At 31.0% G+C, this 18271-nt stretch carries 21 protein-coding genes, 1 pseudogene and 1 riboswitch; of the genes and pseudogenes, 10 read left to right on the top strand and 12 right to left on the bottom strand.

The genetic code is table 11. From position 1 onward, the window contains the following. The first annotated feature begins 1 nt into the window (after position 1). The gene (gene sdhE, locus AT682_RS02165; protein ID WP_002859883.1) at positions 2-859 is read left to right on the top strand and encodes an 8-methylmenaquinol:fumarate reductase membrane anchor subunit; all 858 of its coding nucleotides are present in this window, start codon (positions 2-4) and stop codon (positions 857-859) included. A 23-nt stretch (positions 860-882) separates the two neighbouring features. Here the strand turns inward: sdhE and tenA are convergent, their stop codons facing one another. Continuing rightward, positions 883-1551: a thiaminase II gene (tenA, locus tag AT682_RS02170; RefSeq protein ID WP_079263855.1), complete on the bottom strand. Its 669-nt coding sequence runs from the start codon at positions 1549-1551 to the stop codon at positions 883-885. Positions 1552-1660: 109 nt separating this feature from the next. Here tenA and acpP point away from each other — a divergent pair, with 109 nt between their 5' ends. From acpP to AT682_RS02195, 5 genes are all read left to right on the top strand, one after another. Then, positions 1661-1894 (top strand): acyl carrier protein, encoded by a 234-nt coding sequence (gene acpP / locus AT682_RS02175; RefSeq protein ID WP_002854831.1) that lies wholly within the window; start codon positions 1661-1663, stop codon positions 1892-1894. A gap of 25 nt (positions 1895-1919) precedes the next feature. Then, positions 1920-3134: a beta-ketoacyl-ACP synthase II gene (fabF, locus tag AT682_RS02180; RefSeq protein ID WP_002882383.1), complete on the top strand. Its 1215-nt coding sequence runs from the start codon at positions 1920-1922 to the stop codon at positions 3132-3134. Position 3135: 1 nt separating this feature from the next. Further along, positions 3136-4074, top strand: coding sequence for an acetyl-CoA carboxylase carboxyltransferase subunit alpha (gene accA / locus AT682_RS02185; RefSeq protein ID WP_002854780.1), 939 nt, complete (start codon positions 3136-3138; stop codon positions 4072-4074). A gap of 151 nt (positions 4075-4225) precedes the next feature. Continuing rightward, a complete protein-coding gene (locus tag AT682_RS02190) occupies positions 4226-6280 on the top strand; it encodes a TonB-dependent receptor domain-containing protein (RefSeq protein ID WP_032595297.1) in 2055 nt (684 codons plus the stop codon). A gap of 82 nt (positions 6281-6362) precedes the next feature. Beyond that, entirely contained in the window at positions 6363-6959 is a 597-nt protein-coding gene (locus AT682_RS02195) for an NUDIX domain-containing protein (protein WP_002871176.1), read from the top strand. A gap of 31 nt (positions 6960-6990) precedes the next feature. Here the strand turns inward: AT682_RS02195 and AT682_RS10045 are convergent, their stop codons facing one another. The 4 genes and pseudogenes from AT682_RS10045 to rpmB form a co-directional block, all read right to left on the bottom strand. After that, on the bottom strand, positions 6991-7425 hold the full coding sequence (locus AT682_RS10045) for a CZB domain-containing protein (RefSeq protein WP_370651196.1): 435 nt from the start codon (positions 7423-7425) through the stop codon (positions 6991-6993). A 3-nt stretch (positions 7426-7428) separates the two neighbouring features. Further along, positions 7429-7677: pseudogene (locus AT682_RS10050) on the bottom strand (methyl-accepting chemotaxis protein); the annotation flags it as partial. A 420-nt stretch (positions 7678-8097) separates the two neighbouring features. Next, a complete protein-coding gene (locus AT682_RS02205; RefSeq protein WP_002855201.1) occupies positions 8098-8313 on the bottom strand; it encodes an HP1242/YdcH family protein in 216 nt (71 codons plus the stop codon). Positions 8314-8497: 184 nt separating this feature from the next. Beyond that, on the bottom strand, positions 8498-8692 hold the full coding sequence (gene rpmB, locus AT682_RS02210; protein ID WP_002854974.1) for a 50S ribosomal protein L28: 195 nt from the start codon (positions 8690-8692) through the stop codon (positions 8498-8500). 139 nt (positions 8693-8831) lie between these two features. Here rpmB and rpe point away from each other — a divergent pair, with 139 nt between their 5' ends. From rpe to thiC, 3 genes are all read left to right on the top strand, one after another. After that, on the top strand, positions 8832-9479 hold the full coding sequence (gene rpe / locus AT682_RS02215; RefSeq protein WP_002855094.1) for a ribulose-phosphate 3-epimerase: 648 nt from the start codon (positions 8832-8834) through the stop codon (positions 9477-9479). After that, positions 9476-10237 carry a 3'-5' exonuclease gene (gene dnaQ, locus AT682_RS02220; RefSeq protein ID WP_002882386.1) on the top strand — a complete coding sequence of 254 codons (762 nt, stop codon included), beginning with the start codon at positions 9476-9478 and terminating at the stop codon, positions 10235-10237. The genes rpe and dnaQ overlap by 4 nt, the downstream gene beginning before the upstream one ends. Before the next feature lie 21 nt (positions 10238-10258). Beyond that, positions 10259-10363, top strand: a riboswitch (TPP riboswitch). A 56-nt stretch (positions 10364-10419) separates the two neighbouring features. Next, positions 10420-11712 carry a phosphomethylpyrimidine synthase ThiC gene (thiC, locus tag AT682_RS02225; RefSeq protein WP_002882387.1) on the top strand — a complete coding sequence of 431 codons (1293 nt, stop codon included), beginning with the start codon at positions 10420-10422 and terminating at the stop codon, positions 11710-11712. Here the strand turns inward: thiC and AT682_RS02230 are convergent. Genes AT682_RS02230 through AT682_RS02255 form a run of 6 tightly spaced genes read right to left on the bottom strand, consistent with a single transcriptional unit; the run spans position 11704 to position 15850 of the window. Further along, positions 11704-12222, bottom strand: coding sequence for a hypothetical protein (locus AT682_RS02230; RefSeq protein ID WP_002868197.1), 519 nt, complete (start codon positions 12220-12222; stop codon positions 11704-11706). The genes thiC and AT682_RS02230 overlap by 9 nt on opposite strands. After that, positions 12212-12739: a hypothetical protein gene (locus tag AT682_RS02235; RefSeq protein ID WP_002858498.1), complete on the bottom strand. Its 528-nt coding sequence runs from the start codon at positions 12737-12739 to the stop codon at positions 12212-12214. The genes AT682_RS02230 and AT682_RS02235 overlap by 11 nt, the downstream gene beginning before the upstream one ends. After that, on the bottom strand, positions 12736-13695 hold the full coding sequence (locus AT682_RS02240) for a DUF8341 domain-containing protein (RefSeq protein WP_002882388.1): 960 nt from the start codon (positions 13693-13695) through the stop codon (positions 12736-12738). Before AT682_RS02240 ends, AT682_RS02235 begins: the two co-directional genes overlap by 4 nt. 1 nt (position 13696) lies before the next feature. Then, positions 13697-14326 (bottom strand): lysophospholipid acyltransferase family protein, encoded by a 630-nt coding sequence (locus tag AT682_RS02245; protein ID WP_002868794.1) that lies wholly within the window; start codon positions 14324-14326, stop codon positions 13697-13699. Further along, complete coding sequence (gene miaB / locus AT682_RS02250; protein ID WP_002882390.1) at positions 14310-15611, bottom strand: tRNA (N6-isopentenyl adenosine(37)-C2)-methylthiotransferase MiaB; 1302 nt, start codon at positions 15609-15611, stop codon at positions 14310-14312. The genes AT682_RS02245 and miaB overlap by 17 nt, the downstream gene beginning before the upstream one ends. After that, positions 15608-15850, bottom strand: coding sequence for an HP0268 family nuclease (locus tag AT682_RS02255; RefSeq protein ID WP_002851103.1), 243 nt, complete (start codon positions 15848-15850; stop codon positions 15608-15610). Before AT682_RS02255 ends, miaB begins: the two co-directional genes overlap by 4 nt. A gap of 127 nt (positions 15851-15977) precedes the next feature. On the opposite strand from AT682_RS02255, the gene nusA reads away from it, so the two are divergent. After that, entirely contained in the window at positions 15978-17066 is a 1089-nt protein-coding gene (gene nusA, locus AT682_RS02260) for a transcription termination factor NusA (RefSeq protein ID WP_002859895.1), read from the top strand. Positions 17067-17081: 15 nt separating this feature from the next. Here nusA and AT682_RS02265 read toward each other — a convergent pair whose 3' ends face one another. After that, on the bottom strand, positions 17082-18269 hold the full coding sequence (locus AT682_RS02265) for an MFS transporter (protein ID WP_002882391.1): 1188 nt from the start codon (positions 18267-18269) through the stop codon (positions 17082-17084). Positions 18270-18271 lie beyond the last annotated feature (2 nt).

The following is an 18271-nucleotide window of genomic DNA, read 5'->3' on the forward strand; positions in this document are numbered from 1 at the left end:
TATGCAAAAAGAATACGCTTTTTTTCCAGGTTGTGTTTTATCTCAAGCTGCAAAAGAATCTAAAATTTCACTTGAAGCTATTGCACCTATTTTGGGTTGGAAGTTGAATGAAATTAAGGGATGGAGTTGTTGTGGGGCTTCTCAAGCGCAGTGTGTTGATCCTATTGCGACTTTGGTAGCTAATGCAAGAAATATTGCTTTAGCGGAAGAGATGAAAATGCCAATACTTACAACTTGTAGTACTTGTATGCTAACTTTAACTAAAGCAAAAAATACTCTTGATAAGGGTGCAAAAGAACGCATCAATACTTTTTTAGCACAAGGTGGAATGAAATATCAAGGTTCAACGCCTATTACAAGTCTTTTGTGGGAGCTTTATGAGGATTTGGATAATTTAAAAAGTAAGGTGAAAAAGCCGCTTTCAAATTTAAAAGTAGCTTTATTTTATGGTTGCCATAGTTTAAGACCTGAAGATGCTTTCGGTAAAAAAGAAAGTTCAACCAATCCAAAAAGTTTTGAAAGTGTAGTAGAAGTTTTAGGGGCTAAAATAGTTCCTTTTGAAAAACGCCTTGATTGTTGTGGTTTTCATGCTTCTTATCCTGCAGAAAAATCTGTGAAAAAAATGTCTAGTCAAATTGTCAATAATGCAAGTGAAAATCAAGCTGATTGTGTTGTAACACCTTGTCCACTTTGTCAAATGCAGCTTGATATCTATCAAGAAAGATTTCAAGATTATACTAATTCTAAAGCAAGATTGCCTATTATTCATTTATCACAATTAGTAGGACTTGCATTAGGACTTTCTAAAGAAACGGTTGGTTTAGATTATAATATTATTGATGCAAGTAAAATTGCATAAAAACATGGGCAAAAAGCCCATGTTTAAAGATTTAATTCCATTCTTAAAGAATGCTCCCAAAAAGCCACTTCTAAGCGTGTTACAGTATGAAAAATTTCGCTGAGTTTTTGGAATTTTTGTGCACCAACACTTGAAGTATAAGAATTAACAAAATCTTCAAATTCTTTAGCTTCATTTTGAAAATTTTCACTTCCATAGGTCAAAATCCATTCCTTGTAAGGATGATCTTTTAAATTTTCATTTTTTAAACGATTTATAATTTCAGCACCTATTTTTGCATAGCCTATAGCGCAAGCACTAAGAGCAACTAACATATCTAAAAAATCTCCATTTTCACCTACGCTTAACATATAACGCGAATAGGCTATATTGACTAAACTTTCATCTTTTGCATCGAGTTCATCTGCATTAATGCCAAGAGATAAAATTGCACGATGAAGCTCCATTTCTCCTTCAACTATATAATTTTGAAATTTCATAGCAAAACGAAGTTCTTTTGCGGTATTTGAGTTAAGTGCTAATCTTGCATAACATTTTGCGTAATTAAGCAAATAAATATAATCTTGCTTGAGATAAAAAAGAAAATTTTCTTGCTTTAGGCTTTTATCTTCCAATTTTTTAACAAAATCATGATGTAGATAAGCATTCCAAATTTTTTGATTTTCTTTGATTAAATTAGAGAAAAGCATCATTTTTCCTTTATGTTTTAATATTTTATTTTCAAGTATAATGAAAAACTATAAATATTTTAAGCTTTTTATAGTAAAATACGCCTTATTTTAATTTTTTGAAGGAGAACAAATGGCAACATTTGATGATGTAAAAGCAGTAGTAGTAGAGCAATTAAGTATTGATGCAGATGCAGTTAAAATGGAATCAAAAATTATTGAAGATTTAGGTGCTGATTCTTTAGATGTTGTAGAGCTTATTATGGCTTTAGAAGAAAAATTTGAAGTAGAAATTCCAGATAGTGATGCTGAAAAATTAATTAAAATTGAAGATGTTGTAAATTATATTGACAATCTAAAAAAATAATTTTTTTCTTGCAAGGAGCTTATTCTTGAAAAGAGTTGTAGTTACAGGTATTGGTATGATCAATGCCCTTGGTTTAGATAAAGAAAGTTCATTTAAAGCAATTTGCAATGGAGAAAGCGGAGTAAATAAAATTACTCTTTTTGATGCCACAGACTTTCCTGTTCAAATTGCAGCTGAAGTTAAAAATTTTGATCCATTAGAGGTTGTTGATGGCAAAGAAGTAAAAAAAATTGACCGTTTCATACAACTTGGAATTAAAGCAGCAAGAGAAGCAATGCAGGATGCTGGATTTAGTGAAGAATTAGACAAAGAAGAATTTGGCATTGTTTCGGCTGCTGGTATCGGAGGTTTGCCTAACATAGAAAAAAATTCCATTATTTGTTCCGAGCGAGGTCCGCGTAAAATTTCCCCTTTTTTCATACCTTCAGCACTTGTAAATATGTTAGGAGGTTTGATTTCTATAGAGCATGGACTTAAAGGGCCAAATATTTCTTGTGTTACAGCTTGTGCAGCAGGAACTCATGCTATAGGAGAAGCTTATAAAAGTATAGCTTTGGGAAATGCTAAAAAGATGTTAGTCATAGGTGCAGAAGCTGCGATTTGTCCTGTGGGTATAGGTGGTTTTGCTTCAATGAAAGCTTTATCAACTAGAAATGAAGATCCACAGCATGCTTCAAGACCATTTGACAAAGAAAGAGATGGTTTTGTCATGGGAGAAGGTGCTGGAGCTTTAGTTTTTGAGGAATATGAAGAGGCTAAAAAACGCGGTGCTACAATTTATGCTGAATTAATTGGATTTGGAGAAAGTGCAGATGCGCATCATATTACTTCACCAACTTTAGATGGGCCTTTGAGAGCTATGAAAAAAGCTTTAAATATGGCAGGGAATCCAAAGGTAGATTATATCAATGCACATGGAACTTCAACCCCTGTAAATGACAAAAATGAAACAGCAGCAATTAAAGAGCTTTTTGGCAATAATATCCCGCTTATAAGTTCCACCAAAGGACAAACAGGTCATTGCTTGGGTGCTGCAGGTGCAATTGAAGCAGTTGTTAGTGTTATGGCTTTAAGAGATGGGGTAGTTCCACCTACAATCAATCAGCTTGTAAAAGATGATGAATGTGATCTTGATTATGTTCCAAATATATCAAGAAAAGTAGATTTAAAAGTGGTGATGAGTAATTCTTTTGGTTTTGGTGGCACAAATGGCTGTGTTGTATTTAAAAAAGTAGATTAATATGGCTTCTTATTTAGATTTTGAAAAAAATATTCAGCAAATTGATGAGGACATTATCAATGCTCAGATTAAAGGAGATACTGAAGCTGTATCGATTTTAAAGAAAAATCTTGAAAAAGAAATTTCTAAAACTTATAAGAATTTAAGCGATTTTCAACGTTTGCAATTAGCACGCCATCCAGATCGCCCTTATGCTCTTGACTATATTGAACTTATTTTAAATGACGCTCACGAAATACATGGTGATCGTGCCTTTAGAGATGATCCTGCTATTGTTTGTTTTATGGGTTATTTAGGAGAGAAAAAAATAATTGTAATTGGTGAGCAAAAAGGACGTGGAACAAAAGATAAAATCGCTAGAAATTTTGGGATGCCACATCCTGAAGGATATCGTAAAGCCTTAAGAGTAGCAAGACTTGCAGAGAAATTTCAAATTCCTATTTTATTTTTGATAGATACTCCAGGTGCTTATCCTGGAATAGGTGCTGAAGAAAGAGGGCAAAGTGAAGCTATCGCTAGAAATTTATATGAATTAAGTGATTTGAAAATACCGACCATTGCTATAGTTATCGGAGAAGGCGGTAGTGGCGGGGCGTTAGCTATAGGGGTTGCAGATAGACTTGCAATGATGAAAAATTCTGTTTTTTCAGTAATTTCTCCTGAAGGTTGTGCTGCAATACTTTGGAATGATCCTGCAAAAAGTGAAGCTGCAACCAAGGCTATGAAGGTAACGGCTGATGATTTAAAATCTCAAGGTTTAATTGATGATGTTATAGATGAGCCTACAAATGGTGCACATCGTAATAAAGAAGCTGCAGCAGTAGCTATTGCTGATTATGTAAAAAAATCTCTAAATGAACTTGAAAATATTGACGTACGAGAACTTTCTGCAAATCGTATGCAGAAAATTTTAAAGCTTGGAGCCTATCAAGAGGCTTAGGCTTTTACTTCGCTTTTTTAAATAATTTTATTATTTATAATTGTTATCAAAATTAAGTTAATTAAAAGTATTCTTTTTTTATACTTCAAAAATGATTTTAAATATCAAAATAATTATTTTTAAAGGAATTAATTTGACTCAAATTAAAAATATGAAATTTAAAAAAAGTTTACTGTGTTTTTTAATTTTATCTGGAGCTTTGTTAAAAGCAGAAGAAAAATATCAACTTAATGATGTTGTGGTTAGTGCTAGTGGTTTTGAACAAGATTTGGTTGATGCGCCTGCTAGTATTTCTATCATTACAAAAGAAGAGCTTGAAAAAAAGCCAATTAAGGATATAGGGGAGGCTATAGGAGATATTCCAGGTGTAGATGTGACTATGAATAAAACAGGCACTTATGATTTTAGCATACGAGGTTTTGGTAGTTCTTATACTCTAGTTTTAATTGATGGAAAACGTCAAAGTGTTGCAAATGGGTTTTATGATAATGGTTTTAGTGGCAGTGAGTCAGGATATCTACCACCTTTAAACATGATAGAACGTATCGAGGTTATACGTGGTCCAGCTTCTACACTTTATGGCAGTGATGCTGTAGGCGGTGTGATAAATATTATCACTAAGAAAAATCCTGATAAGACTGAGGCAAATATAGAATTTAACACTCTTTTGCAACAGCACTCTAATCACTATGGCAATGCGGGCGGTTTTAATGCTTATGTAGCAACCCCTTTGATTGAAGATACATTATCAATTTCTGCAAGGTTGAAGTATTATGATAAGGCAGCTTCTGATTTAAAATGGCCTACACCGGTTTGGAATAGTAGTCAACAAAGACCTGATAATTATCAAATTGCCAGTCATAGCCCAGGTGCTTTTACTAGCTTGGGTTTTGGTTCTAGGCTTAATTGGACAGTAGATGATAAAAATAATATATATTTTGATATAGAACGATATATTAATGAAATTTCAGTGAATTCTACAAGTAGTAGGGCTATTAAAAGTGAAAGACAACTTTTTAAGGATAATATTGTTTTAAATCATGATGGTAACTATGATTTTGGCTCAACTAACTCATATTTACAATATGGTAGTACTAAGGATAAGGAGTTACATAGTCAAATTTGGGTAGGAGAAGGTAAGGTTGTTTTACCTTGGAATTTAGGTCAATACGGTAATTTAGTAAATACCTTTGGTGCAAGGATTGATTATGAGATGTTAAAAAATGATCAAGCAAGCGCAGGTAGTCAAATAAGAGGTAAAAATCTTGATCAAACCACGGTTGCACTTTATGGGGAAAATGAGTATTTTATAACCGATGATTTGATTTTTACTACAGGTTTGCGTTATATTTATAGCGATTTGTTTGATTCTGAATTTATGCCTAGGGTTTATTTGGTTTATCACTTAAATGATAATATAGCCTTTAAAGGAGGTGTTTCAAAAGGCTATAAAACTGCTGCTGCCAAGCAGTTGACAAATGGATATTATAATTATGCCAATGGTAATGCTTATTTTGGAAACCCTGACTTAAAACCAGAAGAAAGTATAAATTATGAATTGGGTGTTGATTTTAGGGTATTTGATTTTGCGCATTATTCTATCACAGGATTTATTACTGATTTTACAAATCAAATCAGTAGTGAAGATTTAACAGGTATGCAAAATGATATTAATTGTAGCAATGGCATTGTTTGTAAGCGTCCTATTAATCTTGGAAAAACACAGACTAAAGGTATAGAATTTGCATTTAATACCAAAACTTACAATGGCTTTAGCCTAAATTCAAGTTATACTTTTATGGATAATCGCTACAAAGATGGTCAAAAAAATTGGTTTGGTGGTGATAGAATAGAAAATTTACCAAGACATATAGCAATGTTAAAATTAAACTATGAGCGAGGTAAATTTAGTTCTTATATAAAAACACGAGCAAGACTTGATACTATAGCTAAAGCAAAAGGTGGCGGTAATCGTAGTCTGCCATGGCAAAAATATAAGCCTTTTTATATAGTAGATTTAGGGATAAATTATAAAATCAATAAGCAATCTAGTTTAAGTTTTGCAGTACAAAATCTTTTTGATAAAAATTTCTTTGATCCGCAAGTTACAAGATGGGATGGGGCTAATCCTGCTGGATATGCAAATCGCTATCAAGATTATACAGAAGGAAGAAGTTTTTGGTTAAGTTATAAATATGATTTTTAATTTTTTAAGGCTTTAATCACCTTTATATTTTCAAAAAAGCAAAAATAAAGTACAATGTGAAAAATAAATAAAAGGTTTTATTATGGCGTTTAAAAATTTAAAAGAACTTTCTTTTGAAAAATCAAATTATATTAAGCCTAAGAGATTTGCTTATGAAAGTAATGGTAGGCTTTGCACTTGGGATTTTATAGAATCTAAAGATAGTGTTTCAGTGCTTTTGTATCATAAAGAATTAGAAAGTTTTATTTTTGTACGCCAATTTCGTATACCACTTTGGTATCATCAAATGCATGATAAAGATTATGTAAAAGATGATAATATGGGCTATACTATAGAGCTTTGTTCTGGGCTTGTGGATAAAAAATTATCTTTAGAGGAAATAGCAAAAGAAGAATGCATAGAAGAACTAGGATATGCTCCTAAAAATTTAGAAAAAATAGGAGATTTTTATACAGGGTTTGGTTCAGGTGTAAGCAAGCAAAGCTTTTATTTCGCAGAAGTTGATGAAAAAGATAAAATTTCTTCTGGAGGTGGAGTTGATGATGAGGAGATTGAAGCTGTTTATGTTAAGGTGCAGGATTTTGAAAAAAAATGTAAAAATATGATAAGAACGCCTTTGCTTGATTTTGCTTATATGTGGTTTTTAAAGGAGAAGTGGGGAAAATTAAAGATTATTTAGGTTAAACCTTAAAAAGGTTCAACCTAGGATTTTAATGATCTGACTCATCAAGCATTTCTTTAAATACATTGAAAAGATCAAGCGATGCATTTTCAGCAACTTCGCATTTATTAATTATGCTGTGTTGAGTAATATCTTTGCTAATATCTTCTGTATTTGCTATTGTTATAGCATTATTCATATTTTCATGAACTTTTTCATGTGGCTCGTTAATTTTTAAGAAGCTTTTATTTTGCCCAAATCTTTCTTTTCCTGTGCTAGCAAGCCATTTTCCTAAGCGACAAGATGTATGATCGGCTAATTGCTTTCCTGATTTGGAAAAAATTTCTTTATAACCATTTAATTTAAAAGCTATATGATCTAGTTTTGCTAAAGATACGAAAGCTTCTGAAGCGATACCAACTGCATTTGAATTAGTAGAATGCGCTTCATTTACTAAGTGAGTAAATTTTTCGGAAAAACTCATAATATGAGCATTAGAATCTATAGAAATTTTTTCAACTTGCTCACTTTGAGTATACATTTCATTTGCATTTTGCTTTAGAAGGTTGATATTCATTTCAACTTCTGTGGTTGCTTTTTGTGTTTTTTCAGCTAGTTTTCTTACTTCATCGGCAACAACAGCAAAACCACGCCCATGTTCACCTGCACGTGCAGCTTCTATGGCAGCGTTAAGAGCTAAAAGATTGGTTTGATCGGAAACATCTTTAATTAGATTAATTACATTAGTAATTTCATCTACACTTCTATGCAATGTTCCTGCAACATCTCTTGTTTTATTGGCTGATTCTGTAATATCCCCTAAGGAAGCATTGATAGAATTAGCAATATGGTTAAGTTCATCCATTTCAGCAAGAGAAGTTTTAGAATAGCTAGAGATAACTTCTGCCTTATTTACATTTTCTAACATATCGCCTTGAACAATAGTAATATTTTTTAAAACACCAGTTAATAAAACATTTAAAAGATCTGTTTTAAGTTTAGACTCTAAAGCCGCTTGTTCTAATGATGTAATTTTATTTTTTAATTCTAAATTTTCCGATTGAAATTTTTCAATTTTATGTGTAAGATTTTTATTTTCTTCTTCAAGTTTTTGAAGATCAGAATGGTTTATTTTACTTCCAAACATTGTTTTGCCTTATTTTTTATAATTTGCTAGATATTGGCTAAGTTCATCTTTTACATGAAGCTTTTCTTTTTTTAAAGTTGAAATTTCCATGCTGCTAAGAGAAGTTCTACCTTCTTCTGCATCTTTAATCATGTCATCAAGTTCATTATGACGATCAAATAGTTTATCAAAATGAGCATCTTTACCTTTTAGCTCTGACATTAATTCTCTATATTCATGTAGCATAAACTCTCCTTGTATTAGTGAAATTTAAAATTCATTTAACAAGGTATTTTACACTATTAAAAGATATTTTTGGCTTAAAAAATAATAAAATTAATAATAATTTTTAAATGTGTGTTATATAAGTGATTTGTTAAAGTTTATTTTTAAATTGGAAATTTTAAAATTGAGGAATAAATCCTCAAAATTATTTAGAATTTTGTTTTTTTAGGGTTCTTAGAGTAGAAGCTGCAATTCTCATTTTTCTCGTGGTGCCATCTTCTAAAGTTACACGAACTGTTCTGAGATTAGGTAAAAAGCGTCTTTTTGTTTTATTGTTAGCATGGCTGACATTATTACCCACCATTGGACCCTTGCCTGTGATTTGACATACTCTTGCCATTTTCTTGTCCTTATGAAAATTTTTAAATGGAGATTTTATCAAAATTAAGCTTAAAATATTCCATAATTTATAGTTTTTTTAATATATAAGTCGATAAAATATTATTTATCACATTTATATATAGTTTAAGGTTTTGATCATGTATGTAGCTCCAAGTTTATTGTCTGCAAATTTTTTGAAATTAGAAGAAGAAGTTAAAGCTATTGAAGTTGCAGGTGCGGATCTTTTACATATTGATGTAATGGATGGACACTTTGTTCCAAATTTGACTTTTGGACCTTGCGTGATCGAAAAAATTTCAACTATTAGTAAGTTGCCATTAGATGTGCATTTGATGGTTAAAGATGTAAGTAAATTTATAGATCTTTTTATCCCTTTGAAACCAAAATTTATTTCTTTTCATATAGAAAGCGAAGTTCATCCTATAAGACTTTGTGAATATATAAGAAGTCAAGGAATCCATCCTGCTATTGTTTTAAATCCACACACTTCTATTGATTCTATTAAACACATGCTAGAATTTGTAGATATGGTACTTTTAATGAGTGTTAATCCTGGATTTGGTGGACAAAAATTTTTACCTTTGGTACATGAAAAAATCAAAGAATTGCGCCAAATGATTGATAAAAAAAATGCTAAAGTTTTTATAGAGGTTGATGGTGGTGTTAATGGTTTAAATGCTAGCGATTTAGAAGAATCCGGAGCTGATATTTTGGTGGCTGGAAGTTATATTTTTTCTTCCAATGATTATAAAACTGCAATTTCATCTTTAAAGCTTGAATTTTGAGTTTACAGCAAATTGATCAGATTATTTCTATATTAAACAAGCAAAGCAAGCCTTATGATTGGGTGATGCAAGAGTTTGCTAAAGTTGAAGAGTTAAAAAATTTTGAGTTAGATTTAGAAACTTTTGAGCTTTTGGGTTTGGGTTTAACTTTAAATAAAGATAATATTTTTATCCTTAAAACACGCACAACAAAAATTAAAGATGAAATTTTTTGTATAGTAGATATAGAAAGTACTGGCAGTGTAAGTAAGGGGGAAATTTTAGAAATTGGAGCAGTAAAAATTCAAAATTCTAAAGAAATTGGACGCTTTCAAAGTTTTGTTAAAGTAAAAGAAATTCCAGAAAATATAACCGAACTTACGGGTATTACTTATGAGATGGTGGAAAATGCTCCAAGTTTAACAAAGGTTTTAAGTGATTTTAGGCTTTTTTTAAAAGACAGTATTTTTGTAGCACATAATGTGCGTTTTGATTATAGTTTTATTTCTAAGGCTTTAAATGAGTGTGGTTTTGGCATTTTACTTAATCGTCGTATTTGTACTATAGAATTTGCACAATGTTGTATAGAAAGTCCAAAATATAAACTAGAGGTTTTGAAAGAATTTCTGGGCGTGGAAAATACGCATCATAGGGCTTTAGATGATGCTTTGGCAGCTGCTGAAATTTTTAAATATTGCCTTGGAAAACTTCCCTATCATATAAAAACTACAGAAGAACTTATAAATTTTACAAAAACTGCACGCATAAAGCAAAAATAAATATTTAAAGAGTATAATTAAGACATAAATGACGGGAGCTTGTGTAACAGGCTGAGAGTAAGCTAAAAGCTTAGACCGAACCGGATCTGGATAATGCCAGCGTCGGGAAGATTTATAAATTTCAATACTTTAAAAATTTATACTCACCCTTCATTTATCCAAATTTTTTAAAGGATAAATTTATGAAAACTCAAATGAATTATGCCAAAGAAGGTATTTTTACTAAAGAAATGCAGATTGTTGCGCAAAAAGAAAATTTAAGTAAAGATTTTTTGCTTGAAAATATTGCTTGCGGTAAAATTATTATCCCTGCAAATATTAATCATAAAAGTCTTGATCCAAATGGTATAGGTTTTGGACTGCGTACTAAGGTTAATGTAAATTTAGGAGTTTCAAATGATTGCGTTGATTATAGCGAGGAAATGAAAAAAGTAGAGCTTGCTCATAAATTTGGCATAGAAGCGATTATGGACTTAAGCAATTATGGCAAAACAAGTCGTTTTAGAGACGAGCTTGTTAATGTTTCAAAAGCTATGATAGGAACAGTTCCTGTATATGATGCAGTAGGATTTTTAGAAAAAGATTTAAAACAAATTGGTGCTAAAGACTTTTTAGATGTTGTATATCATCATGCTAAAAGTGGGGTTGATTTTATGACAATTCATGCAGGTATTAATTCTCGCGCAGCGCATATTTTTAAACAAAGTAAAAGACTTACAAATATAGTTTCAAGAGGAGGCTCTGTACTTTATGCTTGGATGATGATGAAAGATGCTGAAAATCCTTTTTTTGAGTATTATGATGATTTGCTTGACATTTGTTTAAAATACGATGTAACTTTATCTTTGGGCGATGCTTTGCGTCCTGGCTCTACTCACGATGCAAGTGATGGGGCACAAATTTCAGAACTTATAGAATTATCACTCCTTACTCAAAGGGCTTGGGATGTTGGGATTCAAGTAATGATAGAAGGTCCAGGGCATATGGCTATTAATGAAATAGAGGCAAATATGCAATTAGAAAAGCGTTTATGCAAAGGAGCGCCTTTTTATGTCTTAGGACCTTTGGTAACAGATATTGGCGCAGGGTATGATCATATTAGTGGTGCTATTGGAGGAGCTGTGGCTGCAGCTAGCGGTGCTGATATGCTGTGCTATGTAACACCTGCTGAACACTTAAGACTTCCAAATTTAGAAGATGTTAGAGAGGGTATAGTTGCGACTAAAATTGCAGCTCATGCAGGAGATATAGCTAAACTTCCAAAAGAAAGATCAAGAGATGATGAGATGAGTAAGGCTAGACAAGAGATAGATTGGGAGAAAATGTTTAAACTTGCTATTGATGGAGAAAAGGCTAAAAAAATGTTTAATGAGCGTCGCCCTGATGATTTAAACTCATGTTCCATGTGTGGAAAAATGTGTGCAATGAATACTATGAATCAAATTTTAAAAGGCGAAGATGTGAGTTTAGCTTGAATAAACTTTGAGAGTAAGATCTATAGAGATACCTTGCTCTCCTGCTTTAAGATTAAGTGGATAATCAAGCTTGATTAAGTTATTATAGTTTTTTAGAGCATCAATAAAATCATAAAGCCTTCTAGGATTGTTCATTGTCGCTTTAATGGCTAAGCGGTTTTTTAGATATTTTTCTTGTTTTTCGGGCTTAGTTTCTTGAATTTTTACATTTTGAAAATATTTTTGTAAAAAAATATCAAAATTTCCTATATTAAAATTTTGCTCAAATTGCTCTAAGCTTTTGTTGTTTTCGCTTCTTAGAGTTGATATTTTATCTTCACTAAAGTCAAATTTTGATTTAGCGGCTTTTAAGATAGCAAGTTGTGAGTTTTCTCTAAGATTTGCTTGTTTGTAATTTTTTAATGTCGGTAAAAGTAAAAATAAGATCAAAGCTGTGCAAACGCTTATAAAACTTAACGCGCAAATGATAAGCTTTAATAAATCAATTTCTTCTAGACTTTTATCTTTCATCTGCAACTCCTGGAATTTGTTTGCTAATACTAACAAAACGATACCACCCATTATCTAAGCGATAATAGGTTGTGTAGCTTTGATCAAAGATGCTTTTTAAAGGGGTTTCTAAAAGTAGAGTAAACATTTCTCTTGTAGGAGTGACTCCGATAAGTTTTAAGGAATATTCGTCTTGTTCAACACTTTCAAGAGTAATGTTATCAGTTTTTACAATAATATCAAATAGATTTCTTAAGCTTTCTTTAACAATTTGATTTTGAGTGTTAAAATTTTTCGCTATTTGGCTTTGATCAAATAAAATTTCATAAAGCATTTCATTTTGCTTAGTTTGATTTTGAAGCACTATAACTTGTTGTTTTTCATCATCGATAGAGCTATTGATTAATGCAATTTTTATTGTATATGTAAAATATACTAGTAAGATAAATAATATACTAAAACCAAAAAGTCCTAGCCAAATTTTATCAAAGAGTGTGAAAATAGGTTTTTTTCTTGGCTGTATAAAGCTATAAGTCATTTAACCTCCTTTCGCATCAATTCTATCATAAGATCTAAGGTGTTGATTTGTTTCGTTTTTATCTCTAAAAAAGTTTCACTTTCTAAAAAATCAATAGCACTTATGTTAATATCTGATTCGCTATATAATAAAATACCATTGATAAATACCCCAGCATATTTATCATCATTATAAAATTTTTCAATGCTCGTAATAATATAACGGCAAAGTTCCATATCATTGCTAAATTGATTTAATTCATCAAGATTAAAATTATCATTATTATCCAAAGTTTCAAGATTATTTTCTTGATCAAGTAGATCAAATTTATTATTTAAGGCTTCATTGAAGTTATCTAAGGTAACTTCAGTATCATCGTTGTTGTTTTCAATTTCTTGATTATCTTCTGATGGAAGTTCAAGCTCTAAACCTAATTCTTGCTCAAATATTTTAAAATCACCGTATAAGATAGTATTGCCTTTAGCAACAATAATTGCCAAAAGATGTCCTTGCTTAAATCCATAAAGTAAAATTTGATCATCAGGCTGTTTTTCTTTTTGCATATTGTAGTAAAGAAGAGCAAAAGGGGAATATAAAAAATCTAAACCTCTATATTCTTCAAAAAGCTCACTATAATATTCTACATGTTCGGTAGCCGTATAAACAAGGGCATTATTAAGCAAAATATGCTGTAAGCTGATTTTTCCTATATTAAAGTGCTCACAATCTTGAATATTTGTACTAGGTATTAATCCTTGTTCTTTGGCGTCTAAAAATAAAGCAGTGTGGTAAAATAAGAAATGCTTGCTTAAATTTTTTATGTACTCTAATAAATTTTCACTTTTATCAAAAGTTTTTTCATTGCTACTGATTAGTTTATTTCGTCTGTAAATAGAAGCTTTTACAATATTTTTTTTATCTTCTAAAATAATACTAATAAAAAGTTGTGGAAATATTTTTTTAAGTAAAAATAACATTTCATTCCTTAAATTGATCAGCTAAGCTAATTTTATCAAATTGTTCCATTAGAAATTCTTTAGCTTTTTCTTTATCTAAAGATAAAATATCCAAAGGTTCACTTAGACTATAAGTAATCCTACTAAAAGGTTTTGGCATGATCATCTTATCCCAACTTTTAAATTCCCAAAAACGATTTGCTTCATAGTTTAAAATTCTTATCTTTAGTTCTTTTTTTTGAGCCAAAATGATAGAACCATCTGAAATACTATGATAAGGCCCTCGTGGACCATCGGGCGTGATAACTATATCGTCATTTTGTTCTAAAACTTTAAATGCAGCTCTAAGTGCACTGCTAGCACCCCTTGAAGTGCTTCCTCTTACAGTATCAAGACCGAAAAGCTTGATGATTTTTGCAATTTGCTCTCCATCTTTATGGTGAGAGATCATGACATAGGCTTTTTTATTTTTTTGCCTATAATGTCTAAACGCAAAAGGCATAAGTGCTAATTTTCCATGCCAAAAAAGTATCACACCAGCTTTACGGTCAACTTTTTCACCTTTATAGTGCTTTTTACAGCTTAAAAAAATAAGCCATTGCAAGATGAAAATTATATATGTTAAGCAATGGATTTTAAACGATTTCCCCATATAAAACCATACGCTTTGCATTAGTTATTTTTACTTCTTTAAATTGCCCTAAAAGTTCTTCGCTACCTTCAACTTGAACTAAAAAGTTATTATCTGTTCTTCCAGCAATGCTATTGCCTGCTCTTAATTCTTCAAATAAAACTTTAAAAGTTTTATTTTCTTGTTTTTTTACAATTTTATCTAAAATTTCACTATGACGATTTTGTAAGGTGCTAAGTCTTCTTGAAGCTATTTCTTCATCGATTTGATTAGGCATGGTTGCGGCTTTTGTTAAAGGGCGTTTGGAGTATTTAAAAGAAAAAATTTGTTCAAAACGCACTTTTTCCAAAACATCCACAGTCTCTTCAAAATCTTTTTCACTTTCCCCTGGAAAAGCTACAATAATGTCTGTAGAAATGCTAACATTTGGACAAAGTTCTCTAAGTTTTAAAGCTCTATTTAAATACCATTCTTTAGTATAGCCACGCTTCATAGCTTTTAAAATTTCACTTGAGCCGCTTTGTAAAGGCATATGCATGGATTTGCAAACTTTTGGATTATTGGCAAAAACTTTTAAAAATTTATCATCCATGTGCAAAGGATGTGGACTTGTAAAGCGAATGCGTTCCAAACCTTCTATAGTGCTAAGTTCTTCTAAAAGATCTGAAAAGTCCATTTTTTTATGTTCGTTTCTAAATCTTTTGCCGTAGTTATTGACATTTTGTCCTAGCAAGAAAATCTCTTTAGCACCTTTTTCAACGGCTTTTTGAGCTTCTTTGTAGATGATGTTAAAAGGTATGGAAATTTCATCTCCTCTAGTATGTGGCACTATACAATAAGTGCAGTGTTTGTCACAACCTATGGAGATATTAATATAGGATTTATAAATACTATTTCTAAAATCTGCAAAAGCAAATTCACTTTCATCATAGTCTATATCCACGCCCATAAATTTTGGAGTTTTTATAGCTTGAGTGATTTTGGAAATATTTCTTGCTCCTAGAACAAAATCCACATAAGGAGCACGTTTGAAAATTTCATTTCCCAAATGCGATGCAGTACATCCACAAACTCCTATTTTAGCACCTTCTTTTTTAACTTTTTCAAAGCCACCCACTTCTGAGAAAAGTTTATGCACAGGTTTTTCACGCACTGAACAGGTATTAATAAGAATAAGATCTGCTTCTTTGATGTCTTCTGTTAGTGCGTAGTTTTCTTTTTGTGTTAATTCTGCGATCATATGCTCAGAATCTCTGACATTCATCGCACAACCTAAAGTTTGAATAAAAAGTTTTTTAGCACTCAAAGAATATGTACCTCATACATAAAATCATTATCATCAAGTCCGTATTTTACGGTTCTATGATAAATGCTTACTCCTTTTTTTTCAAAATGATTTACAAGGGCAATGAGTTGTTTGTGTGTATTATCTTTATCAAAATAAAAAAACTTTTGTCCTTCTTTTTCTATAGCCTCTTCGATTTTTTCTAGGCTAATATTTTTAGGTTTTTCATTAATCAAAGTTCTTGCCAATTTTAATTCCATAGCTAAATCCTTAAGAATTTTCATTTTAATCTATAATTTTAGCAAATTTTACTTTTAATTAAACTTATTAAGGATATAATTTTTATCTACATTTTTAAATTTCCCACAAAAAAAGGTTTTATAAAATATGGAAAAGATAGCAGATATTATCGAATCTATTGCTAATGAAAAAAATTTAAACTTAGAGAATGTAAGAGAAAAGGTAGCTACCGCTTTAATCAATACTGCAAAAAGAATTTATGGACAAGAATATGAGTTTTTTGTGGATCCTAAAAATTTAAATCTTTATCAAAAAATTACCATAGTAGCAGATAATGACGAGAGATTGCAAAATAAAAGTGAGAGTTTTATCGCGTTAAGTAAGGCAAAATCAGAAGCTCCAGATGTTGAAATAGGAGATGAATTAACCTATGAATGTTCTTTGGAAAATTTAGGAAGAACTGCGGTAAATACCTTGCATAAAGAACTTGAATATCATATACAAAAATTATTAGAACAAACTATTTTTGAAAAGTATAAAAACAAAGTAGGGCAAATGGTTTTTGGTACAGTTGTTAGAGTGGATAATGAAGAAAATACTTTTATTGAAATAGATGAATTAAGAGCTTTTTTACCGAGAAAAAATCGCATTAAAGGGGAAAAATTTAAAATAGGTGATGTGGTAAAAGCTGTGATACGCCGTGTTTATACAGATAAGGGTATTAAAATCGAGCTTAGTCGTACAAGTCCTAAATTTTTAGAATGTTTACTTGAAGCTGAGGTTCCAGAAATCAAAGATGGTTATGTCAATATTATAGGATGTGCTAGAATTCCAGGTGAAAGAGCAAAAATCATTCTTCAGGCCAATGGAGCAAATATCGATCCTGTAGGTGCTACAGTAGGTGTTAAAGGTGTAAGAATTAATGCAGTAAGCAAAGAGCTTCATAATGAAAATATTGATTGTATAGAATTTACAAATGAGAGTGAAATTTTAATTTCTCGTGCCTTGGCTCCTGCTATTGTAAATTCTGTGAAAATTGAAGATAAAAAAGCTATTGTAAGTTTAAATAGCGAACAAAAAAGTAAAGCTATAGGAAAAAATGGTATTAATATTCGCCTTGCTTCTATGTTAAGTGGTTATGAAATAGAGCTCAATGAATTAAGCTCATCGCAGCTAAATAATGCCATCAGCAATGAAGAAGCAATGAAAAATCTTCAAGATTTGTTTAAAATTTAAAATATTTGTGAATTTTCACAAATATTTTTTATAAAACCACTTCCAATAAAATGCCGCAAAGATAAAAATCATACCCAATAAGCCTGTAATTAGTTCTAAACTCAAGCCTAATTCAAATAAAAAGCCCATAAGCATTGAAATAATAGCGCTAAAACTAAGATAAATCATATCTGTATAAGCGATCACTCTACCATGATATGCTTTGTCAGCATTTTTTTGTATCATAGTGTAGGTGTAAGCCCAAAGTGCTGAGGTAAAAAAACCTGCACCGATTAAACCTAAAAAAGAAATATAAAAATTAAATTGAGTTAAAGCCCAAAGTATAATACCAAAACCTTGGCCAAGATACATGTAAAATAAATTTTTATTATTAATAAATTTACTTAAAACCATAGGTCCTATAGCTAAAGAACAAGCACGTACCGCATTTAAAAACCCTATTACTAAAGCAGCAGATAAAACTTCTTTATATTGATGTTGCGCTAAAAGCGTAACCAAGGTTTCATAAGCAGTTAAACCTATAAAAGCGTGAAGCAAGATAAGATGAAAAATTATCTTATTGTTTAAAACATAGAAAAATCCTTCTTTTATCATGGTAAAAAAGCGACTTTGTGTTTTTTGATGAAAATCAGGAATGCTTAATCTTGCTAAAAAAGAAATGCCTATGAGTATAAGTACACAGTCAAATAAAAAAGCGGTTTTAACTCCTAGAAAATAAATAAAAATTCCCGCACTTGCCATACCTGCTGTATAAGAAATCGCCCAAATGACACTGTGCATTTCATTAGCGAGTTTAAGTTCTTGAGGGGTTAAAATTTTGGCCAATAAACTCATTTCAGCTTGAAAATAAATCGAAGCAACACAAAGTCTTATGAAAATTAAAATAAATAAAAGCCAAAGCATACTAAGACTTGTGACAAAAATAAGACAAAAAATAGAAATTAATTCCATGCTAATCATGCTGAGTAAAAGTTTTTTAGGTTTATTTTTCTCTACTATGACGCCATTAATAGGAGCAAGTAAAACTCCAGGTAAAAAAGCAAGCATAGCACTTGTAGCTGTTGCCCAAGTAGGAGCATTAAGCTCAACCAAAAGGGTAAAAACTCCTGTTTGAGAAAACCATGCTCCAAAATATACTATAAACTGAACCGAAGCTAATATTCTGATATTTTTATTATTTTTTAATAGTTCAATGTAATTCATAA

Origin of the sequence: Campylobacter jejuni (assembly GCF_001457695.1) — a bacterium.
Lineage (GTDB): Bacteria > Campylobacterota > Campylobacteria > Campylobacterales > Campylobacteraceae > Campylobacter_D > Campylobacter_D jejuni.

Bases quoted from the DNA above. Each gene is read 5' to 3' on its own strand.
- AT682_RS02195 (WP_002871176.1), top strand. From the start codon at position 6,363: ATGGCGTTTAAAAATTTAAAAGAACTTTCTTTTGAAAAATCAAATTAT.
- AT682_RS02205 (WP_002855201.1), bottom strand. From the start codon at position 8,313: ATGCTACATGAATATAGAGAATTAATGTCAGAGCTAAAAGGTAAAGAT.
- acpP (WP_002854831.1), top strand. From the start codon at position 1,661: ATGGCAACATTTGATGATGTAAAAGCAGTAGTAGTAGAGCAATTAAGT.
- AT682_RS02265 (WP_002882391.1), bottom strand. From the start codon at position 18,269: ATGAATTACATTGAACTATTAAAAAATAATAAAAATATCAGAATATTA.
- AT682_RS02245 (WP_002868794.1), bottom strand. From the start codon at position 14,326: ATGGGGAAATCGTTTAAAATCCATTGCTTAACATATATAATTTTCATC.
- AT682_RS02230 (WP_002868197.1), bottom strand. From the start codon at position 12,222: ATGAAAGATAAAAGTCTAGAAGAAATTGATTTATTAAAGCTTATCATT.
- sdhE (WP_002859883.1), top strand. From the start codon at position 2: ATGCAAAAAGAATACGCTTTTTTTCCAGGTTGTGTTTTATCTCAAGCT.
- AT682_RS02235 (WP_002858498.1), bottom strand. From the start codon at position 12,739: ATGACTTATAGCTTTATACAGCCAAGAAAAAAACCTATTTTCACACTC.
- AT682_RS02255 (WP_002851103.1), bottom strand. From the start codon at position 15,850: ATGGAATTAAAATTGGCAAGAACTTTGATTAATGAAAAACCTAAAAAT.
- AT682_RS10045 (WP_370651196.1), bottom strand. From the start codon at position 7,425: ATGAGTTTTTCCGAAAAATTTACTCACTTAGTAAATGAAGCGCATTCT.
- rpe (WP_002855094.1), top strand. From the start codon at position 8,832: ATGTATGTAGCTCCAAGTTTATTGTCTGCAAATTTTTTGAAATTAGAA.
- tenA (WP_079263855.1), bottom strand. From the start codon at position 1,551: ATGATGCTTTTCTCTAATTTAATCAAAGAAAATCAAAAAATTTGGAAT.
- nusA (WP_002859895.1), top strand. From the start codon at position 15,978: ATGGAAAAGATAGCAGATATTATCGAATCTATTGCTAATGAAAAAAAT.
- rpmB (WP_002854974.1), bottom strand. From the start codon at position 8,692: ATGGCAAGAGTATGTCAAATCACAGGCAAGGGTCCAATGGTGGGTAAT.
- thiC (WP_002882387.1), top strand. From the start codon at position 10,420: ATGAAAACTCAAATGAATTATGCCAAAGAAGGTATTTTTACTAAAGAA.
- accA (WP_002854780.1), top strand. From the start codon at position 3,136: ATGGCTTCTTATTTAGATTTTGAAAAAAATATTCAGCAAATTGATGAG.
- AT682_RS02190 (WP_032595297.1), top strand. From the start codon at position 4,226: ATGAAATTTAAAAAAAGTTTACTGTGTTTTTTAATTTTATCTGGAGCT.
- AT682_RS02240 (WP_002882388.1), bottom strand. From the start codon at position 13,695: ATGTTATTTTTACTTAAAAAAATATTTCCACAACTTTTTATTAGTATT.